General features: G+C 70.8%; 13 protein-coding genes. 7 read left to right on the forward strand and 6 right to left on the reverse strand.

The annotated features are described in order from the left end of the window. Position 1 precedes the first annotated feature (1 nt). A complete protein-coding gene (locus tag HD557_RS03950) occupies positions 2-238 on the forward strand; it encodes a DUF6752 domain-containing protein (protein ID WP_040756014.1) in 237 nt (78 codons plus the stop codon). A gap of 10 nt (positions 239-248) precedes the next feature. On the opposite strand, the gene HD557_RS03955 is transcribed toward HD557_RS03950, so the two are convergent. Continuing rightward, complete coding sequence (locus HD557_RS03955) at positions 249-908, reverse strand: response regulator (RefSeq protein ID WP_307785530.1); 660 nt, start codon at positions 906-908, stop codon at positions 249-251. Positions 909-984: 76 nt separating this feature from the next. Continuing rightward, the gene (locus tag HD557_RS03960; protein ID WP_196872879.1) at positions 985-6,345 is read right to left on the reverse strand and encodes a HAMP domain-containing protein; all 5,361 of its coding nucleotides are present in this window, start codon (positions 6,343-6,345) and stop codon (positions 985-987) included. Positions 6,346-6,520: 175 nt separating this feature from the next. Here HD557_RS03960 and HD557_RS03965 point away from each other — a divergent pair, with 175 nt between their 5' ends. Continuing rightward, positions 6,521-8,656: a SpoIIE family protein phosphatase gene (locus tag HD557_RS03965; protein WP_196872880.1), complete on the forward strand. Its 2,136-nt coding sequence runs from the start codon at positions 6,521-6,523 to the stop codon at positions 8,654-8,656. On the opposite strand, the gene HD557_RS03970 is transcribed toward HD557_RS03965, so the two are convergent. Continuing rightward, the gene (locus HD557_RS03970; RefSeq protein ID WP_231380168.1) at positions 8,653-9,507 is read right to left on the reverse strand and encodes a helix-turn-helix transcriptional regulator; all 855 of its coding nucleotides are present in this window, start codon (positions 9,505-9,507) and stop codon (positions 8,653-8,655) included. The two genes, HD557_RS03965 and HD557_RS03970, sit on opposite strands and share 4 nt — an antisense overlap. A gap of 95 nt (positions 9,508-9,602) precedes the next feature. Here HD557_RS03970 and glmU point away from each other — a divergent pair, with 95 nt between their 5' ends. The 3 genes from glmU (at position 9,603) to HD557_RS03985 (ending at position 12,653) form a co-directional block, all read left to right on the forward strand. Beyond that, positions 9,603-11,057 carry a bifunctional UDP-N-acetylglucosamine diphosphorylase/glucosamine-1-phosphate N-acetyltransferase GlmU gene (gene glmU / locus HD557_RS03975; RefSeq protein ID WP_008361182.1) on the forward strand — a complete coding sequence of 485 codons (1,455 nt, stop codon included), beginning with the start codon at positions 9,603-9,605 and terminating at the stop codon, positions 11,055-11,057. A gap of 74 nt (positions 11,058-11,131) precedes the next feature. Then, positions 11,132-12,106, forward strand: coding sequence for a ribose-phosphate diphosphokinase (locus HD557_RS03980; RefSeq protein WP_008361184.1), 975 nt, complete (start codon positions 11,132-11,134; stop codon positions 12,104-12,106). Positions 12,107-12,119: 13 nt separating this feature from the next. Continuing rightward, the gene (locus tag HD557_RS03985) at positions 12,120-12,653 is read left to right on the forward strand and encodes a putative immunity protein (protein ID WP_008361187.1); all 534 of its coding nucleotides are present in this window, start codon (positions 12,120-12,122) and stop codon (positions 12,651-12,653) included. 6 nt (positions 12,654-12,659) lie between these two features. Here the strand turns inward: HD557_RS03985 and HD557_RS03990 are convergent, their stop codons facing one another. From HD557_RS03990 to pepN, 3 genes are read right to left on the reverse strand one after another with little or no spacing between them, the layout of a single operon-like run. Further along, complete coding sequence (locus HD557_RS03990) at positions 12,660-13,127, reverse strand: NUDIX hydrolase (RefSeq protein WP_040756194.1); 468 nt, start codon at positions 13,125-13,127, stop codon at positions 12,660-12,662. A gap of 58 nt (positions 13,128-13,185) precedes the next feature. After that, positions 13,186-14,199: an LCP family protein gene (locus HD557_RS03995; RefSeq protein ID WP_008361189.1), complete on the reverse strand. Its 1,014-nt coding sequence runs from the start codon at positions 14,197-14,199 to the stop codon at positions 13,186-13,188. Between the two features lie 48 nt (positions 14,200-14,247). After that, entirely contained in the window at positions 14,248-16,653 is a 2,406-nt protein-coding gene (pepN, locus tag HD557_RS04000) for an aminopeptidase N (protein WP_196872881.1), read from the reverse strand. A 223-nt stretch (positions 16,654-16,876) separates the two neighbouring features. Between pepN and HD557_RS04005 the strand changes: the two genes are divergently transcribed. After that, positions 16,877-17,503: a 50S ribosomal protein L25/general stress protein Ctc gene (locus tag HD557_RS04005; RefSeq protein ID WP_008361191.1), complete on the forward strand. Its 627-nt coding sequence runs from the start codon at positions 16,877-16,879 to the stop codon at positions 17,501-17,503. Between the two features lie 11 nt (positions 17,504-17,514). Further along, on the forward strand, positions 17,515-18,111 hold the full coding sequence (gene pth, locus HD557_RS04010; protein ID WP_040756195.1) for an aminoacyl-tRNA hydrolase: 597 nt from the start codon (positions 17,515-17,517) through the stop codon (positions 18,109-18,111). Positions 18,112-18,113: the final 2 nt, after the last annotated feature.

Consider the following 18,113-nt stretch of genomic DNA (forward strand, 5'->3'; position numbering starts at 1 on the left):
CATGTCCGACGAATCCGGCATCAAGAACATCGCCCGCGGTGCCCGCGACGCGGCCCGTACGCGTGCTTCGCTGGTCCGCCGCATCGAGGCGCTCGAGGCCGAGGTGCAGGAGCAGCGTCAGCTCAACCGTCGCGTCGCCGAGCTCACCGACGTGGTCGCCGAGCTGCTCATCCCGCTGCAGGACGCCGACAAGGAGAAGGCGGAGAAGATCCTCGCCGAGTACCGCGCGAAGATCTGACCCGGGCTGATCACTCCAGCGCTTCGAGGGCTTGCTTGAGGTCGTCGATCCGCTGGCCCAGCCGACGGCGGGCGTCGCCACCGGGGCCCATGTCGGCACCGACGTCCAGGTCGGCGACCGCCTCCTCCACGCCCGCGAGCCGGGAACGGAGATCGGCGACGACATCGACGTCGACCCGGCCGGGCACCGAGGACCGGCGCTCGTCCAGTGACCGCCGCAGCAGGTCGGCCTGGGTGCTGAGCTTACGGCTGGCGTGCCACAGGTCGACGAAGACCTGCACCTTCGCGCGCAGCAGCCACGGGTCGAACGGCTTGGCGAGGAAGTCGGCGGCGCCGGTCGCGTAGCCGCGATAGGCGAGATGGGTGTCGAAGTCGTTCGCGGTCAGGAAGATGATCGGGACGTCCTTGGTGCGCTCCCGGGCCTTGATCCGGGTGGCGGTCTCGAAGCCGTCCATCCCGGGCATCTGCGCATCGAGCAGGATCAGCGCGAAGTCGTCGTGGAGCAGGGCGCGTAGCGCGTCCTCGCCGGAGCCGGCGCGGACGAGGGTCTGGTTGAGCGAGCCGAGGATGGCCTCGAGCGCGACCAGGTTGGCCGCCCGGTCGTCGACCAGCAGGATCTTGGCGCGCATGCTCGTGGCGAGGCCCATCGGGGCCGCGGTGGTCTCCTTCACGCTGCCGCCTCCGTCGTGAGACGCGGAGAACACGGAAGCGGCGGCCTGAATCCTGGTGTCCCTCGCCGGCGCTCACTCATGGAAGCCACACCCGGAACAGCGAGAGCAGGTCGGCGACGTCGACGGGCTTGGTGATGTACTCCGAGGCGCCGGCGGCGAGGCTGTCCTCGCGGTCGCCCGTCATCGCCTTGGCGGTGAGCGCGATCATCGGCAGGCTCTTGAACTGCGGGATGTCGCGGATCAGGCGCATCGCGGTCAGGCCGTCCATGCCCGGCATCATGATGTCCATCAGGACGAGGTCGACACCCGGCTCCCGCTGCAGCGCCTCGATCCCGGCCTCGCCGGACTCGGCGTAGAGGACGTCGATGCCGTGCTGCTCGAGAGCGCTGGTGAGCGCGAAGACGTTGCGTACGTCGTCATCGACGATGAGGATCCGCCGGCCCACGAACTGGCCGGTGGTGTCGGTCGGCTCGGTGACGTACGCCCGGGAGAGCTGCATCCCGGTGCGACCCAGCAGCACGCTCACGTCGTCGATGGCCTCCTCGGTGGTCGCCGGGGTCTTCAGGGTCATCGCCTCGGCGTATCTGTCCAGCCGGTTCTGCTGAGCCTTGGTCACCTCGCCGACCCTACTCAGCACGACCGGGATGTCCTTGGAGCGCTTGTGGGTGCGCATCCAGCGGAGCACGTCGAAGCCACCCTCGGCCAGCGGAAGGTCGAGCACCACACAGTCGACCTCGCGGTCGGCCAGGACCGCCTGGGCCTCCTCGGGGGATGAGCCGAAGACGGTCTCGACCTCGTCGACCGACCCGAACAGGGCCTCCACCACGGCGCTGGTGCCGGGGCCGGACTCGTCGCTGCCGCCGCTGAGGACCAGCAGGAGCTGGTCTGCTCTCCGGCCAGGCGTCTCCAGCTGGAGCTGACTACGAGACGACGAGTCCTGGTCACCGAGGGCGGTCGCGGGCTGGGCATCGATCAGGTCGGAGCTGATCCTCGGGACGTACAACGTGAACGAGCTGCCGTGGCCGGGCTCGCTCTTGACCTGGATCTCACCGCCGATGAGATGGGCGACCTCGCGGCTGATCGACAGCCCCAGGCCGGTGCCGCCGAACTTGCGGCTGATGGTGCCGTCGGCCTGCTGGAACGCCTCGAAGATGACCTTCAGCTTCTCCGGCGGGATGCCGATGCCGGTGTCGATCACCGAGAAGGCCAGCACCGCGTCGGCCTGCTGCAGGCTGCGCGTCGAGAAGCGCTCGCCCGAGGCGTTGCGGATCAGCAGGCGTACGCCGCCGCTGTCGGTGAACTTCACCGCGTTGGAGAGCAGGTTGCGCAGCACCTGCTGCAGACGGTGCTGGTCCGAGCGCAGCAGGCGGGGCACGTCGGGGTCGACGCTGACGATGAAGTCGAGGTCCTTCTCGGCGGTCAGCGGCCGGAAGGTCGCCTCGACGTACTCGACCACCGAGGTCACGTCCACGTCGGTGACGTGGACGTCCATCTTGCCGGCCTCGACCTTGGACAGGTCGAGGATGTCGTTGATCAGCTGGAGGAGGTCGGTGCCGGCGCCGTGGATGGTGCGCGAGTACTCCACCTGGCGGGCGTTGAGGTTGCCGTCGACGTTGTCGGAGAGCAACCGGGCCAGGATGAGCAGCGAGTTGAGCGGCGTACGCAGCTCGTGCGACATGTTGGCCAGGAACTCCGACTTGTAGCGCGAGGAGAGGGCGAGCTGCTCGGCGCGCTCCTCCAGGCCGCGCCGGGCCTCCTCGATCTCGAGGTTCTTGATCTCGATCGCCTGGTTCTGGTCGGCGAGCTGGCGGGCCTTCTCCTCGAGCGCGGCGTTGGTCTGCTGCAGCTCCACCTGCTGGCGTTCGCCCTCGTCCTGCTTGTCCTGGAGCTCGGCGGCGAGGCGCTGTGACTCGACCAGCAGCTCCTCGGTGCGGGAGCTGGCCATGATCGCGTTGAGCGAGACCCCGATCGACTCGGCGAGCTGCTCGAGGAACTGCATGTGGACGGCGCTGAACGGCCGGAAGGAGGCCAGCTCGACGACGCCGATCACCTTCTCCTCGAAGACCACCGGAAGCACCACGATCGAGGTCGGGGCCGCCGACCCGTGGCCGGAGGAGATCCGCAGGAAGCCGGCCGGGACGTCGCGCACGATGATCGGCTGGCGGTCGTAGGCCGCCTGGCCGACCAGGCCCTCGCCGACGGCGAAGACGTCGGGGACGTCGGGGCTAGGCTGATAGCCGTAGGCGGCGATCCGGCGCAGTACCTTCGGGCCGCTCTGCTCGGGCGTCTGGTCGGTGAGGAAGATCGAGCCGTGCTGGGCGCCGACCAGCGGGGTGAGCTCGGAGACGATCAGCCGGGCGACCTCGAGCAGGTCGCGACCGCCCTGCATGTGGCCGGTGAACCGGGCCAGGTTGGTCTTGAGCCAGTCCTGGTCCTCGTTGGCCCTGGTCGTCTCGCGGAGCGAGTCGATCATCTCGTTGAGGTTGTCCTTCAGCTCGGCGACCTCGCCCTCGGCGCCGACAGTGATCTGCCGGCTGAGGTCGCCCTGGGTCACCGCGGCGGAGACCTCGGCGATCGCGCGGAGCTGGGTGGTCAGCGTCGAGGCGAGCTGGTTGACGTTCTCCGTCAGGCCGCGCCAGGTGCCGGAGACGTCGGCGACCTCCGCCTGGCCGCCGAGCTTGCCCTCGGTGCCGACCTCACGGGCGACGCGGGTGACCTCGTCGGCGAAGGAGGAGAGCTGGTCGACCATGGTGTTGACCGTGGACTTGAGCTCGAGGATCTCGCCTCGGGCGTCGACGGTGATCTTCTGGGTCAGGTCGCCGCGGGCGACGGCGGTGGTGACCTGGGCGATGTTGCGGACCTGGGAGGTCAGGTTGGACGCCATCGAGTTGACCGAGTCGGTGAGGTCCTTCCAGGTGCCGGCCACGCCGCGTACGTGGGCCTGGCCGCCCAGCGATCCCTCGGTGCCGACCTCGCGGGCGACACGGGTGACCTCGTCGGCGAAGGTACGCAGCGTGTCGACCATCGCGTTGAGGGTGCCGGCCAGGGCGGCGACCTCGCCGCGGGCCTCGATGGAGATCTTCTGCGACAGGTCGCCCTGCGAGACCGCCTTGGCGACCTGGGCGATGCTGCGGACCTGGTTGGTCAGGTTGGAGGCCATCGAGTTCACCGAGACGGTCAGGTCGCGCCAGGTGCCGGCGACGCCGGGCACCTGGGCCTGGCCGCCGAGGGCACCCTCGGTGCCGACCTCCCGGGCCACACGGGTGACCTCGTCGGCGAAGGACCCGAGCTGGTCGACCATGGTGTTGATGGTCGACTTGAGCTCGAGGATCTCGCCGCGGGCGTCGACGGTGATCTTCTGGGTCAGGTCGCCGCGGGCGACGGCGGTGGTGACCTGGGCGATGTTGCGGACCTGGGAGGTCAGGTTGGAGGCCATCGAGTTGACGGAGTCGGTCAGGTCCTTCCAGGTGCCCGAGACGTCGTGGACGTCGGCCTGGCCGCCGAGGCGGCCCTCGGTGCCGACCTCGCGGGCGACGCGGGTGACCTCGTCGGCGAAGGAGGAGAGCTGGTCGACCATGGTGTTGATGGTCGACTTGAGCTCGAGGATCTCGCCGCGCGCGTCGACGGTGATCTGCCGGCTCAGGTCGCCGCGGGCGACCGCGGTGGTGACCTGGGCGATGTTGCGGACCTGGGCGGTCAGCGTGCCGGCCATGAAGTTCACCGAGTCGGTCAGGTCGCGCCAGGTGCCGGAGACACCGGGCACCGCTGCCTGGCCGCCGAGCTGACCCTCGCCACCGACCTCACGGGCGACACGGGTGACCTCGTCGGCGAAGGCGGAGAGCTGGTCGACCATGGTGTTGACGGTGGTCTTGAGCTCGGCGAGCTCGCCGCGTACGTCGACGGTGATCTTCTGTGAGAGGTCGCCGCCCGCGACGGCGGTGGTGACCTGGGCGATGTTGCGGACCTGGTTGGTCAGGTTGGTCGCCATCGAGTTGACCGAGTCGGTGAGGTCCTTCCACCGGCCGCCGACGCCCGGCACCTCGGCCTGGCCGCCCAGCATGCCCTCGGTGCCGACCTCGCGGGCCACACGCGTCACCTCGTCGGCGAAGGCGGAAAGCTGGTCGACCATGGTGTTGACGGTGGTCTTGAGCTCGGCCAGCTCGCCGCGTACGTCGACGGTGATCTTCTGTGAGAGGTCGCCGCCCGCGACGGCGGTGGTGACCTGGGCGATGTCGCGGACCTGGTTGGTCAGGTTGGAGGCCATCGAGTTCACCGAGTCGGTGAGGTCCTTCCACCGGCCGGCGACGCCGGGGACCTCGGCCTGACCGCCCAGCCGGCCCTCGGTGCCGACCTCACGGGCGACGCGGGTGACCTCGTCGGCGAAGGTCTGCAGGGTGGCGGTCATCGAGTTGAGCGTCTCGGCGAGCTCGGCGACCTCACCACGCGCGGTGACCGTGATCTGCTGCGAGAGGTCGCCACGGGCGACGGCCTTGGCGACCGAGGAGATCCCGCGCACCTGGGAGGTCAGGTTGGAGGCCATCGTGTTGACCGAGTCGGTCAGGTCGCGCCAGGTGCCGGAGACCCCGCGTACGTCGGCCTGACCGCCCAGCCGGCCCTCGGTGCCGACCTCGCGGGCGACGCGGGTGACCTCGGCGGCGAACGAGGACAGCTGGCCGACCATCCGGTCGACGGTGTCCTTGAGCTGCGCCATCTCGCCGGAGACCTCGATGGTCACCGTGCGGGACAGGTCGCCGTTGGCGACCGCGGTGGTGACCTCTGCGATGTCACGGACCTGGGCGGTCAGCCGCGAGGACATCGTGTTGACCGCGTCGATGAGGTCGCGCCACGTGCCGGTGGCGTTGCGCACCCGCGCGCGGCCACCGAGCTTGCCCTCGGTGCCGACCTCGCGGGTGACCCGGGCGATCTCCTCGGTGATCGTGGCGAGCTGGGCGACCAGGCCGTTCACGCTCTTGGCGACCAGCAGCGGGTCGCCCTTGAGGGCGCGGCTGCCGTGGCGTACGGCCATCGTCTGGGTGAGGTCGCCCGCGGAGACCGCCGCGACGACCCGGGCGACCTCGGCGGTCGGGCGGGCCAGGTCGGCGACCAGGCCGTTGGCGTCCTCGACGGCCCCGGCCCAGGCGCCGCCGCCGATGCTCGGCCGGAGCCGCTCGTCGTGGTGGCCGTCGCGACCTGCTTCGCGACGCACGCGCGCGAGCTCGCCGCTCAGCTGGCTCAGCCGCTCGGCGATCTCGTTGTGGAGGGAGGCGAGGTCACCGAGCGGGCCGTCGACGGTCTCGAGACGTCCGGTGAAGATGCCGTCGCGCATCGCGCCCATCGCGTCCTTGAGCTGGCGCAGTGCGATCGGATCGACCGGCACCGGCTCGGGGAGCCTGGTGTCAGTCGCTGCGTCCGCCGATGTGCCCGGCGATGAGGGCATCTCGCCTCCTCTCGCGCTGAACTGCGTGTCTGCTGAAGTGTCCCACTCCTCTGCTGGTCCCGGCCGACAAACGGTCGTTCGCCATCGATTCTGGTCATTCCGTGACCTACCCGTTGTTTTCCTTCGTCTGATAGTGCCTGTTCGACGGCAAAGGGGTGCACAATCAGCGGTGGCTATGAGCACCGGAGTCACAACGATCTCGCGCACGTTCGAGCCGGCACCGACGTCGGTCGGCGAGGCGCGCCATTTCGCGCGGAGGGTGCTGGCCGACTGGGGTTTCGACGACCTCCTCGACGACGCGGTGCTGCTGACCAGCGAGTTGGTCACCAACGCCGTGACCCACGCCGGCACGCCGATGACCGTCGCGGTCGTACGCGAGGAGGACCGGCTCCGCATCGACGTGTTCGACCAGCACCCGACCCGCGTGCTCCCGGTCGGCGCCAACGCCCACCCCGGGACCGGCGAGCACGGTCGCGGGCTGCTCATCACCTCGGCGCTGTCGACCGCGTGGGGCGTGGAGTACCGCAAGGACCACAAGCGGGTCTGGGCGGCGTTCGCGCTGGTCGAGGAGACCCTCGGCGCCGAGGCACCTGCCGGTGGCGGCCCGGAGGACCAGGACGTACGCCGCCGCGGCCCCGCGTCCGCCGCCGGCCAGGACCCGCTGGGACTGAGCGGGCTGGCGCTCAACCAGCTGCCGCTGGCGGACACGCTCGAGCTGGTGGTGGAGCAGACGCGGGACCGCTTCGGCGCCGATGCCGCGTACCTGCTGCTCGAGGACGAGATGGAGGACCGGTTCGTGGTGGCCGCCACGAGCGGGTCCGCCGCGCCGATCCAGGGGCGAGGCGTGCGGCGTGGTGAGGCCGGCGCGCCGAGCCTCAAGGCGTCGTTCCGGCCGCTGTCGATCGGGGATCTGCGGGCGACGCCGGTCGAGCTGCTCCGGGGGCTCGAGCTGCGCTCGCTGGCGACCGCGACGGTGGCCTTCGACGGGCGCGTGATCGGCACGCTGGCCATCGCGCAGGCCGAGCCGGGCGCCTTCACGACCGAGGACGGCGCGCAGCTGCAGCGGATCGCCGATTGGGCCGCGCCCAGCGTCGACCGCGCCTCCACCAGAGCCGCGGACACCGAGCGGCGGGCGTGGCTGGCGTTCCAGGGGGAGGCCAGCGTGATGCTGGCCTCGTCGCTGGACCTGGAGACGACGACCGCGATGACCGGCCAGATCCTGGTGCCGAGGCTGGCGACGTGGTGCGGCATCTATCTCAACGACGCCCGCGAGCAGCCGCGGCTCCAGTTCGCGTGGCACGCCGACGAGCACCAGCTCGACGCGGTGCAGGAGGCCCTGGAGCGGGCGGCGCCGGACGGTCGCGAGGCGCCGGCCGAGCCCGACTTCCCGGGTGAGGTCGCGATCCTCCCGCTCGAGGCGCGCAACCGGATCATCGGCTGGCTCACCCTCGGGAGGCCCGCCGGCCAGCCGCTGCGCCGCGAGCGACTGCTGGTGGCGGAATCGCTGACCCGCCGGGCGGCGCTGGCCATCGACAACGCCCGCGCCCACACCGAGCTGCAGGACATCGGCCAGTCGCTGCAGCGCAGCCTGCTGCCGGCGGTGCTGCCGGAGATCCCCGGCGTGGACATCGGGGTGGGCTATGAGCCGACGGGCGAGTTCAACGACGCCGGCGGCGACTTCTACGACATCTTCCCGCTCGGCGCCGGGCGCTGGGGCTTCATGGTGGGCGACGTGTGCGGGGTCGGGCCCGAAGCGGCCGCGGTCGCCGGCATGTCGCGCCACACGGTGCGCGCGCTGATGCGGGCCGGCATCCCGATCGCGCCGACCCTGGAGCGGCTCAACGCCGCGATCTGCGATGAGGGCCCACGGGGCCGGTTCGTCACGATGGTCTGCGGCACCATCGAGGTCACCGCGGCCTCGCGGTTCCGGCTTCGGCTCGTCTGTGCCGGCCACCCGCCGCCCTTCCTGGTCACCCGGTCCCAGCCCGGCCTCCCGACCCGCCGGGTGGGCCGGCCGCAGGTCCTCCTCGGAGTGGTCGACGCCGTCGACTACATCGAGGAGGAGGTGGCGGTGACGCGCGGCGACCGGCTCGTCGTCGTCACCGACGGCGTCCTGGAGCGGAGGGCAGGGGAGCCGATGTTCGAGGAGGCCGGGGTCGAGGCCGTTCTCGCCGCCGGCATCGGCGCCGGGGCTCAGGCCGTCGCCGACCGGCTGCTGCGCGCGGTCGCCGACTTCTCCACCACGCCGCCCTCGGACGACATGGCCGTTCTCGTGCTCGACCTGGGCAAGGGCGCCGTCTCTCAGCCCTAGGTCGTGCTGAACTCCTCCTGGCCGAGCACCCCGAGCAGCCGGATCTTCTCCTCCGCCTCGCTGCCCGGCACGGGGGTCAGCACCAGCAGCGCCTGGCCCATGTCCTGGGTGGTCAGCACCTGGCAGTCGACGTCGATCCGGCCGACCTGTGGGTGCAGCAGCGTCTTGTGGTCCTCGAAGCGGTAGGTGACCTCGTGCCGTTCCCACAGCTCGCGGAACTCCTCGGAGCGGGTCTCCAGGAGGCGTACGAGGTCGCCGGCGCGGGATCGCTCACCCATGGCTCCGTAGGCCACCCGCAGGGTCGCCACCAGACCGTGGCCGTGCCGGTCGTGGAGCTCGGGCGGGTAGACGTCCCGCGTCGCGGGGTCGGTGAACCAGCGGTACGCCTCGAACCGGTCCCAGCCGGTCAGCGCCGGGCGGTCGCCGAAGATCGAGACCGCGAGCCGGTTCGCGACCAGCGTCTCGCCGAGCGCGGACATGATCATCGCCGGGGTGTCCTCGAGCCGGTCGAGCACACGCAGCAGCGCCGGGGCGACGTGGCCGTCGTCGAACGTACGCCGCGGGGCGTTGTGCCCGGCCAGCCGGTAGAGGTGGTCGCGCTCGTCGATGCTCAGGCGCAGCGCCCGGGCGAGCGCCGACAGCATCTGGTCGGAGGGCTGCGGGCCGCGCTGCTGCTCGAGGCGGACGTAGTAGTCGGTCGACATCCCGGTCAGCGCCGCGACCTCCTCGCGGCGCAGGCCGGGCGTACGCCGACGAGGCCCGGCGACCAGGCCGACGTCCTGCGGGCGAAGGGCCTCACGGCGGCGGCGGAGGAAGTCGGCGAGCGAGGCGCGGTCCATGGCGACCATCATGCGGTGCACGCTCGCGCGCAGCCAGGGATCGCCGATCCCTGGCACCCGCTGACCCCGGCTCGGCTCCGGGAACCCGCGCCCTAGACTGAGCCAACATGAGCGAGCTCACCGTGATCGTGCTGGCCGCCGGTGGCGGCACCCGGATGAAGTCCAAGACTCCCAAGATGCTCCACCAGATCGCGGGCCGGAGTCTCGTGGGCCATGTCCTGGCCGCGGTCTCGGAGGCCGGGGCGTCCCGCGTCGTCGCGGTCGTGGGCCACCAGCGCGAGCTGGTCGAGCCCCACATCGCCGAGATCCTCCCCGAGGCTGTGATCGCCGTCCAGACCGAGCAGCTCGGCACCGCCCACGCGGTGCGGGTCGCGGTCGAGGCCGGCGCGGTCTCCGGCGGGACCGTCCTGGTGACCTATGGCGACACCCCTCTGCTGCGCGGTGAGTCGCTGCGCGCGCTCGTGGCCGACCACGAGTCCGCCGGCCGGGCCGCGACGATCCTGAGCGGGATCGTCCCGGAGCCCTTCGGCTACGGCCGGATCCTGCGCGGTGACGGCGGCGTCAGCGGGATCGTCGAGGAGAAGGACGCGACCGACGAGGAGCGGGCGATCACCGAGATCAACTCGGGGATCATCGCCTTCGACGGGGCCTTCCTCGCCGGCGTACTGCCCCGGATCGGCAACGACAACGCCAAGAAGGAGTTCTACCTCACCGACGCGATCGCGCTGGCGGTCTCCGACGGGCTGGCGGTGGACGCGTTCGTCCTCGACGACGTCACCGAGGCCGAGGGCGCCAACGACCGGGCCCAGCTCGCCGCGCTCGGGAAGATCCTCAACGACCGGATCGTGACCCGGTGGATGAAGGACGGGGTCACGGTCATGGACCCGGCCACGACCTGGATCGACGCCGACGTCGAGCTCGCCCCCGACGTCACCATCCTGCCCGGCACCCAGCTCATCGGTGCCACCCGGATCGACGAGGACGCGGTGGTCGGTCCGGACTGCACGCTGAAGGACACCGAGGTCGGCCACGGCGCCCGGGTGGTGCGTACGCAGGCCGAGCTCGCCGTCGTCGGACCGGGTGCCAACGTGGGGCCGTTCTCCTACCTGCGCCCCGGCACGGTGCTCGGCGAGGAGGGGAAGATCGGCGGGTTCGTCGAGGTCAAGAACTCCACCATCGGCCCCGGCGCCAAGGTGCCGCACCTGTCCTACGTCGGCGACGCGACGATCGGGGAGGGCTCCAACATCGGGGCCGGCACGATCTTCGCCAACTACGACGGGGTCAACAAGCACAAGACCCGGATCGGGCGCCACGTGAAGTCCGGATCCGGTGTGACCTTTGTCGCGCCGGTGGTCGTCGGAGACGGTGCGACGACCGGTGGCGAGGCCCTCATCCGGGAGGACGTTCCGCCCGGTGCGCTGGCCGTCTCCGCAGGTCAGCAGCGGATCATCGAGGGATGGGCACTGGCGAAGAGGGCAGGCACGCCGCAGGCGGCGGCGGCCGAGGAGGCGCTCGAGGCGGGCGTACCGATCCTCGGTGAACCCTCGGCGACCGGCGAGTAACCGCCGGGGTTGGGCGCGGCGGCGATGTTGATGGACAATCCAAGTGCAGTGACCCCGGGGGTAGGAGCCAGCACATGACCAAGCGCACCACCGAGAAGCAGTTGATGCTCTTCAGCGGCCGGGCTCACCCGGTCCTCGCCGAGGAGGTCGCCGACCTTTTGGGTACGAAGCTGACGCCGACCTCGGCCTACGACTTCGCCAACTCCGAGATCTACGTCCGCTACGAGGAGTCGGTGCGCGGCTCGGACGCGTTCGTGATCCAGTCGCACACGGCGCCGATCAACCAGTGGCTCATGGAGCACCTGATCATGGTCGACGCGCTCAAACGCGCCTCGGCCAAGCGGATCACCGTCGTGATGCCGTTCTGGGGCTACTCCCGCCAGGACAAGAAGCACCGCGGTCGCGAGCCGATCTCGGCCCGTCTGGTCGCCGACATGTTCAAGACCGCGGGTGCGGACCGGATCATCTCCGTCGACCTCCACGCCGACCAGCTCCAGGGCTACTTCGACGGCCCGGTCGACCACCTGATGGCGCTGCCGCTGCTGACCGACTACATCAAGGACAAGTACGGCAACCAGCCGCTCGCGGTCGTCTCTCCCGACGCCGGCCGGATCAAGGTCGCCGAGCGCTGGGCCGCGCGGCTCGGTGGGGCGCCGCTGGCGTTCATCCACAAGACCCGTGACATCAACCGGCCCAACGAGACCGTCGCCAACCGCGTCGTCGGTGAGGTCAAGGACCGCATCTGCATCCTCACCGACGACATGATCGACACCGGTGGCACGATCGTGAAGGCCGCCGACGCGCTGATGGCCGACGGTGCGGCCGGCGTGATCATCTGCGCCACCCACGCGATCCTCTCCGACCCGGCCGTCGACCGGCTGAAGAACTCCACCGCCACCGAGGTCGTCATCACCAACACCCTCCCGGTGCCGGAGGAGAAGCAGTTCGACAAGCTCACCACGCTCTCCATCGCCCCGATGGTCGCGCGTGCGATCCGCGAGGTCTTCGAGGACGGCTCGGTGACCTCGATGTTCGACGGTCACGCCTGATCCTGCGTCCTCCGTGGCCGACGACTTCGAGCTGACGACCGACGAGCTCCGGGTCGTCGCCCGCTACGTCGCGGAGACCGCCGCCGAGGTCCTGCCGCTCTTCGAGGCGGCGGTGCCCGGCGACCCCCGCCCGCGTCTCGCGCTCGATGCGGCCTGGGAGTTCGTCGGTGGGGCGAGACGTACGAAGCTGCAGCGGGTCACCTCCCTGGATGCTCACCGAGCCGCGGCCGAGGCGCCGACCGAGGCCACCCGGCTGGCGGCGCGCAGCGCCGGTGACGCCGCGTCGGCCGCCTACCTCCACCCCCTCGCCGACGCCGCCCAGGTCGGGCACATCCTGCGGGCCTCGGCGAACGTCGCCCGGATCGCCGAGCTCGAGGCATCGGGTGATCCCGAGGCCGCGGCCGAGGCTTCCCTCGACCGGGCTGTCGAGCGGGCGACCCCGGAGCTGATCGAGGTGCTCATGCGCTATCCCTCGGTGCCTTCCGGTGGGAACCGTGTCGCTTCGCTCATGAGCACTCTCGACGGTCGGTTGCGGTCTCTGCGCTGACGGTCGTCAGACGCTGAACCGTGCGGCGACCTCGCCGGAGAGGACGGCGTCGATCCGCGCCCGGAGCTCGGAGGGCATCTCCGGGAGATCGTCCACGTGGAACCAGCCGACGTCCACCGACTCGTCATCGGCCACGTACGCCTCGCCCGAGAGCCACGTGCAGCTGAAGGTGAGGTCCATGTAGACGGCCCGGTCGCCGTTGGGATAGACCATCGGATCCGTTGCCCCTGCTGACGCCAGACGGTCGACCGAGATGTCCACCCCGGTCTCCTCCTTCGCCTCCCGCACCGCTGCGGTCCCCGGCTGTTCGCCGGGGTCGACGATTCCGGTGATCGGTGTCCATCTGCCGTTGTCCGCTCGCCGGACCAGGAGGATCTCGTCGTCTCTGCGCACCACTGCCGTCACGCCGGGGAGCCAGAGCAGTTCTGTGCCTATCTTGCGGCGAAGGGCGACGATGAAGTCTGGGATCGGCATGTTCTTCACGGTATCCGGGATGCCTCGACCGACGGCGGGCACCAGCCCCGAGAGACCCTCAGCTCACCGTCTTGCCCGTGAGGACCTCAGGATTCCGAGCCAGCCAGTCCTCCACCTCGTCCTCCCGCACAGCCGCCCAGAGGCGCCGGCCCTTGCGCGCATCGAGGTGGACGACGCTCTGCGCACCCTCCCTGCCCAGGCCGGCCACCGGAGCGGTGAAGAAGGTCAGGTCCTCGGAAGGCATCCGGGCGAGATCGAGGGCGAGGCCGCGCAGGTCGCCGCCGGAGAAGCCGGAGTCGACGGTGAGGTGGCGGGTGATGATGTCGAGGAGGTCGTAGGCCTTCTTGGGGTCCTTCGGGTCGACGCTCTGCCGCAGGCCGCGGAGGATGGAGCGCAGGACGTACTGCTGGCGCTTCACCCGATCGAGGTCGCCGCCGGGGAGGCCGTAGCGCTGGCGTACGTAGAGCAGGGCCTCCTCGCCCGTGAGCAGGTGCTTGCCCTTGGTCCAGGTGCGGTGGCGCGCGGAGTCGTGGACGGTCTCGGGGATGTAGACCTCGACGCCGCCGAGGAGGTCGCCGATCTCCTCGAAGCCGGCCCAGTCGACCCAGGCGACATGGTCGATGCGTACGCCGGTGAGCTTCTCGATGGTCTGCACGCTGAGTCGTGGCCCACCCTGGGAGAAGGCGGCGTTGACCTTGGCCTTGCCGTGGCCGGGGATCCGCACCCAGGCGTCGCGCGGGATCGAGACGACCGAGGCCGAGCGGCGGTCCGCGCTGAGGTGGAGCAGCATCATCGTGTCGGCACGCTGCTCGCCGGGGGTCCACGACGCGGTGGCCTCGCTGCCGGTGGTGGCCTCGCCGCCGGTGCGACCGTCGGTGCCGAGCAGCAGGATGTTCATCGCGCCCGCGGCGTCGGTGGCGGGCTCCGGGCGCTCCTCGAGCCCGCTGAAGACGTCGACGGTCCGGACCTGGTCGTCGAGGCGGTGGGCGAGGTACCAGCCGGTGCCGGTGACGGCCCCGACGAGAACGACGAACGCGATCCCGACGCCGAGCCAGATGCGCGACTTCTTCATGGCCGTCCTCAGGTGTGGGGGTCGAGGGCGCCTAGAGGCTAGTGGTCGCTACTCGCGGTCGTCGAAGTGGTCCTCCCAGGAACGCCGCAGGATCGTCGGTACGCCGTCGGCCAGCGCTGCTCGCAGCGCATCGAGCTGGCCGGCGTCGAGAGCGATCCGCGGGAAGGCGCGGCCGACCTCGAGGGCGAAGGCCTGGCCACGGGTGGCCAGCTTCGGCGCCTCGGCGAGATAGGCGGCGACGTAGGGACGCAGCAGGTGGGCCTGCTCCGCGATCCACATCCCCGACGCCAGCGCACCGAAGCGGCGGTTGTCGACCCCGGGGGCGAGCATCGCCTCCCAGGCGGCGTCCTTCGCGATCGTCGAAGGTCGCGCGGCGAGGGCGCGAAGCGCCCCGAGGTCTCCCTCGACGGTGCCGTCGCGGTCGCGCTCGGCGGCGATGAAGCGCGCGTCGGCCTCACCGAGCGCGGCGAGGCGCGCGACCGCCTCCCAGCGGGTGGTCGGCAGCAGCGCGATCCCGGTGGCGACCTTGTCGGCGTCGAGCCAGCCGCGCAGCAACCCGGCGTCGGCGCTGGTCGCGGCCAGCGCGGTGGCCCAGGCCAGGGCGCGCTGCTCGTCGTCCTCGGAGGCCTTCAGGCCCGCGGCGGCCGCGGTGGCGACCCGCGCCACCGCACCGGCGGCGCGCGAGGCAGGCACCCGATGCGGGATCACCACGGACCTGGCCTCCGAGAGCACGCCCTCGATGATGTCCGCTCGGCTCTCTGCGGGCAGATGGGTCTCGACCAGGTCGAGGAACTCGTCGGCGGAGAGGTCGCGCGAGCGCACCTGGAGAGCGGCGGAGGACCAGAGCACGGCGCGCACGAGCGGGTCCTCGACCCGGGACAGCCCGTCGGAGAGCGCCTCCCACGACTCCGGGTCGAGCCGGAGCGCGGCGAAGGTCTCGCCACCGGCGTTGGGCACGACGACATGGCCGGCGAGCTCCGGCAGCGGCATCGGGTCGGCACCGAGCTCCACCCGCCGGCGTCCGACGAGCCGGAGCGAGGAGTCGTAGCCGGCGACCGTGAACGCGTGCGGCCTGTTTCCCTCGCGCACCAGGACCGGTACGTCGCCGTCGCGCCGCACCGACACGGTGTCGAAGCCCGGCTGCCGCAGCCAGGCCTCCACCCAGCCGCGTATGTCCTTCGACGAGGTCTCCGCGAGCGACTCGACGAAGTCGGCCAGGGTGGCGTTGGCGAAGCGGAAGCGGGTCAGGTGACGGTTGACCCCGGCCATGAACTCCTCGTCGCCGAGCCAGAACGCGAGCTGCACGAGGCAGGCGCCGCCCTTGGCGTAGGAGATCCCGTCGAAGATGGTGGCGGCGGTGTCCACGTCCGGTACGTCCTCGGCCAGCGGGGCCACCGGATGGGTGGAGCGGCGCGCGTCGGAGCGGTAGCCCCACGGCTTGCTGCGGATCTCCACCTCGACCCGTAGGTCCGAGAAGCCGGCACCCGCCTCGGCGACCCGGTAGCCCATGTAGTCGGCGAACGACTCCTGCAGCCAGGTGTCCTCCCACCAGGTCATCGTCATCGAGTCGCCGAACCACATGTGGGACATCTCGTGGGCGATGATCACCGCGCGGATCGCGCGCTGGGCGTCGGTGATCGCGCCGCGCGGCAGCAGCTCGTCGCGGTAGGTCACGCACCCCGGCATCTCCTGCGCACCCCAGTTGAGCCCGGGCACGAAGACCTGGTCGTAGGAGTCGAAGGGGTAGGGCTCGTCGATGAGATCGGCGTAGTGGGCGTAGCACGCCTCGGTCGTACGCCGCAGCTCCTCCGCGTCCCGGTCGAGCTCGGTCGCCAGCGACCGCCGGGCGTGCCAGCCGAAGTCGAGCCCCGCGTGTGACCAGCGCACCGAGTGCCACGGGCCGGCGGCGACCACCAGCAGCGCCGGCGGGATCGGGGGAGTGGCCGCGAAGACCCAGCGGCCGGCGTCGTGCGAGACGACGGCCCCGTTGGCGAGGACGGTGTCGGCCGGGTCGGCGGTGACCGCGACCGAGAACGACGCCTTGAGATCGTTCTGGTCGAAGCAGGCGAAGACCTTCGAGGCGTTGTCCATGCCCAGGTAGGCCGACACGTAGCGCGACCCGTCGACGGGATCGGTGAACGTGTGCATCCCGTCGCCGTCGGTCGTGAACGGCAGCGTCGCGGTCACCTCCACCTCGTTGACCGCCTCCTCGGACAGCCCGGTCAGACCCACCCGCGCACCGTCGTACGCAGCCTCGACCGCCTCCCCGTTGACGACCAGCGACACCGAGAGCGCGCCCTTCAGGTCCAGGAACGTCTCGGTCGCCGTGGAGGCGAACCGGACCCGGCTGTGGCTCCGAAAGGTCTCGAGGCCGGTGAGGTCGAGATCGAGGGTGTAGGAGACGGAGCTGATCACGCCGGCCCGCGCGCGGGCCTCGTCGAGTGTGAGGGACACGACCTCCAACGTACGTCCTCGCAGGTCAGCACGCGCGCGCATTTCGCTGTGAGCGTGATCCGGGGATAGTCTGTGGCAGTTGCCTCGGCGAGGGAGCGCCTCGCGCTCCGTGATCGACAAGGTGGACGTCTCCTCAAAGGGACGCCGTGCCTTCGTCGCACGGCCTTCGTTGGACCAGCCGGGCGCCATTGACGTCAGCACCACTCATCGAGGAGTTCAACGCATGTCCAGCGAGAAGATCGTCGCCGAGAAGCGCACCGAGTTCGGCAAGGGTGCCGCTCGCCGCATCCGCCGTGAGAACAAGATTCCGGCGGTCGTCTACGGCCACGGCGCCGACCCGATCCACCTGACCCTGCCGGGCCACGCCACCATGATGGCGCTCAAGCACCACGGTGCCAACGCGCTGCTGGAGCTGGACATCGACGGCAAGAAGCAGCTCGCCCTGACCAAGCAGGTCCAGGTCGACGACGTCCGCCGTGTCATCGAGCACGTCGACTTCGTCGCCGTCCGCGCGGGCGAGAAGGTCACCGTCGACATCGTCGTCAACGTCGTGGGCGACGCCGCCTCCGGCACCATGGTCGTCACCGACGCCAACACCCTGACCGTCGAGGCCGAGGCCACCCACGTGCCGGAGAGCCTCGAGATCAGCATCGAGGGCCTCGAGATCGGCACCCAGATCCTGGCCGGCCAGGTCGAGCTGCCCAAGGGCACCACCCTGGTGACCGACCCGGAGACCCTGGTCGTCAACATCACCGAGGCCCGCACCATCGAGGAGCCCGTCGCCGACGAGGCCGCCGAGGGTGAGACCGCTGAGGCCGCCGAGGCCGCTGAGGCCGCCGACGCCGAGTGACCTCGGACTTGATGACCGACGGCGTCTGGCTGGTCGTCGGCCTGGGCAACCCTGGGCCGACGTACGCCGGACACCGTCACAACATCGGCTACCTCGTCACCGACGAGCTGGCCAACCGGCTGGGCAGCAAGTGGCGTGCCCACAAGTCCGGCCGTGCTGACGTCGTGGAAGGGCGCCTCCGGGGTACGACCCCGGGGGTGCCCGGCCCGCGCGTCGTGCTCGCCCGTTCCCGGACCTACATGAACGAGTCCGGCGGGCCGGTCAAGGCGCTGGCGACCTTCTACAAGGTCCAGCCCGACCACGTGATCGCCATCCATGACGAGCTCGACATCGCCTTCGACACGATGCGGGTCAAGCTGGGCGGCGGCGACAACGGCCACAACGGCCTCAAGTCGATGCGGTCCTCTCTCGGGACCGGCGACTTCCACCGGGTGCGCGTCGGCATCGGCCGCCCGCCCGGGCGTCAGGAGGTGCACGACTTCGTGCTCTCCAACTTCTCCACCACCGAGCGCAAGGTGCTGCCGTTCGTGGTCGACACGGCCGCCGACGCCATCGAGACGCTGATCACCGAGGGCCTGGAGAAGACCCAGCAGCGGTTCAACTCCTAGGG

It is taken from the genome of Nocardioides luteus, from assembly GCF_015752315.1.
GTDB lineage: Bacteria > Actinomycetota > Actinomycetes > Propionibacteriales > Nocardioidaceae > Nocardioides.

What these genes read in the sequence shown, in the direction of transcription:
- HD557_RS03995 (WP_008361189.1), bottom strand. Translation starts at nt 14,199, where the DNA reads ATGAAGAAGTCGCGCATCTGGCTCGGCGTCGGGATCGCGTTCGTCGTT.
- HD557_RS04005 (WP_008361191.1), top strand. Translation starts at nt 16,877, where the DNA reads ATGTCCAGCGAGAAGATCGTCGCCGAGAAGCGCACCGAGTTCGGCAAG.
- glmU (WP_008361182.1), top strand. Translation starts at nt 9,603, where the DNA reads ATGAGCGAGCTCACCGTGATCGTGCTGGCCGCCGGTGGCGGCACCCGG.
- HD557_RS03950 (WP_040756014.1), top strand. Translation starts at nt 2, where the DNA reads ATGTCCGACGAATCCGGCATCAAGAACATCGCCCGCGGTGCCCGCGAC.
- HD557_RS03965 (WP_196872880.1), top strand. Translation starts at nt 6,521, where the DNA reads ATGAGCACCGGAGTCACAACGATCTCGCGCACGTTCGAGCCGGCACCG.
- HD557_RS03960 (WP_196872879.1), bottom strand. Translation starts at nt 6,345, where the DNA reads ATGCCCTCATCGCCGGGCACATCGGCGGACGCAGCGACTGACACCAGG.
- pth (WP_040756195.1), top strand. Translation starts at nt 17,515, where the DNA reads ATGACCGACGGCGTCTGGCTGGTCGTCGGCCTGGGCAACCCTGGGCCG.
- HD557_RS03970 (WP_231380168.1), bottom strand. Translation starts at nt 9,507, where the DNA reads ATGATGGTCGCCATGGACCGCGCCTCGCTCGCCGACTTCCTCCGCCGC.
- HD557_RS03990 (WP_040756194.1), bottom strand. Translation starts at nt 13,127, where the DNA reads ATGCCGATCCCAGACTTCATCGTCGCCCTTCGCCGCAAGATAGGCACA.
- HD557_RS03980 (WP_008361184.1), top strand. Translation starts at nt 11,132, where the DNA reads ATGACCAAGCGCACCACCGAGAAGCAGTTGATGCTCTTCAGCGGCCGG.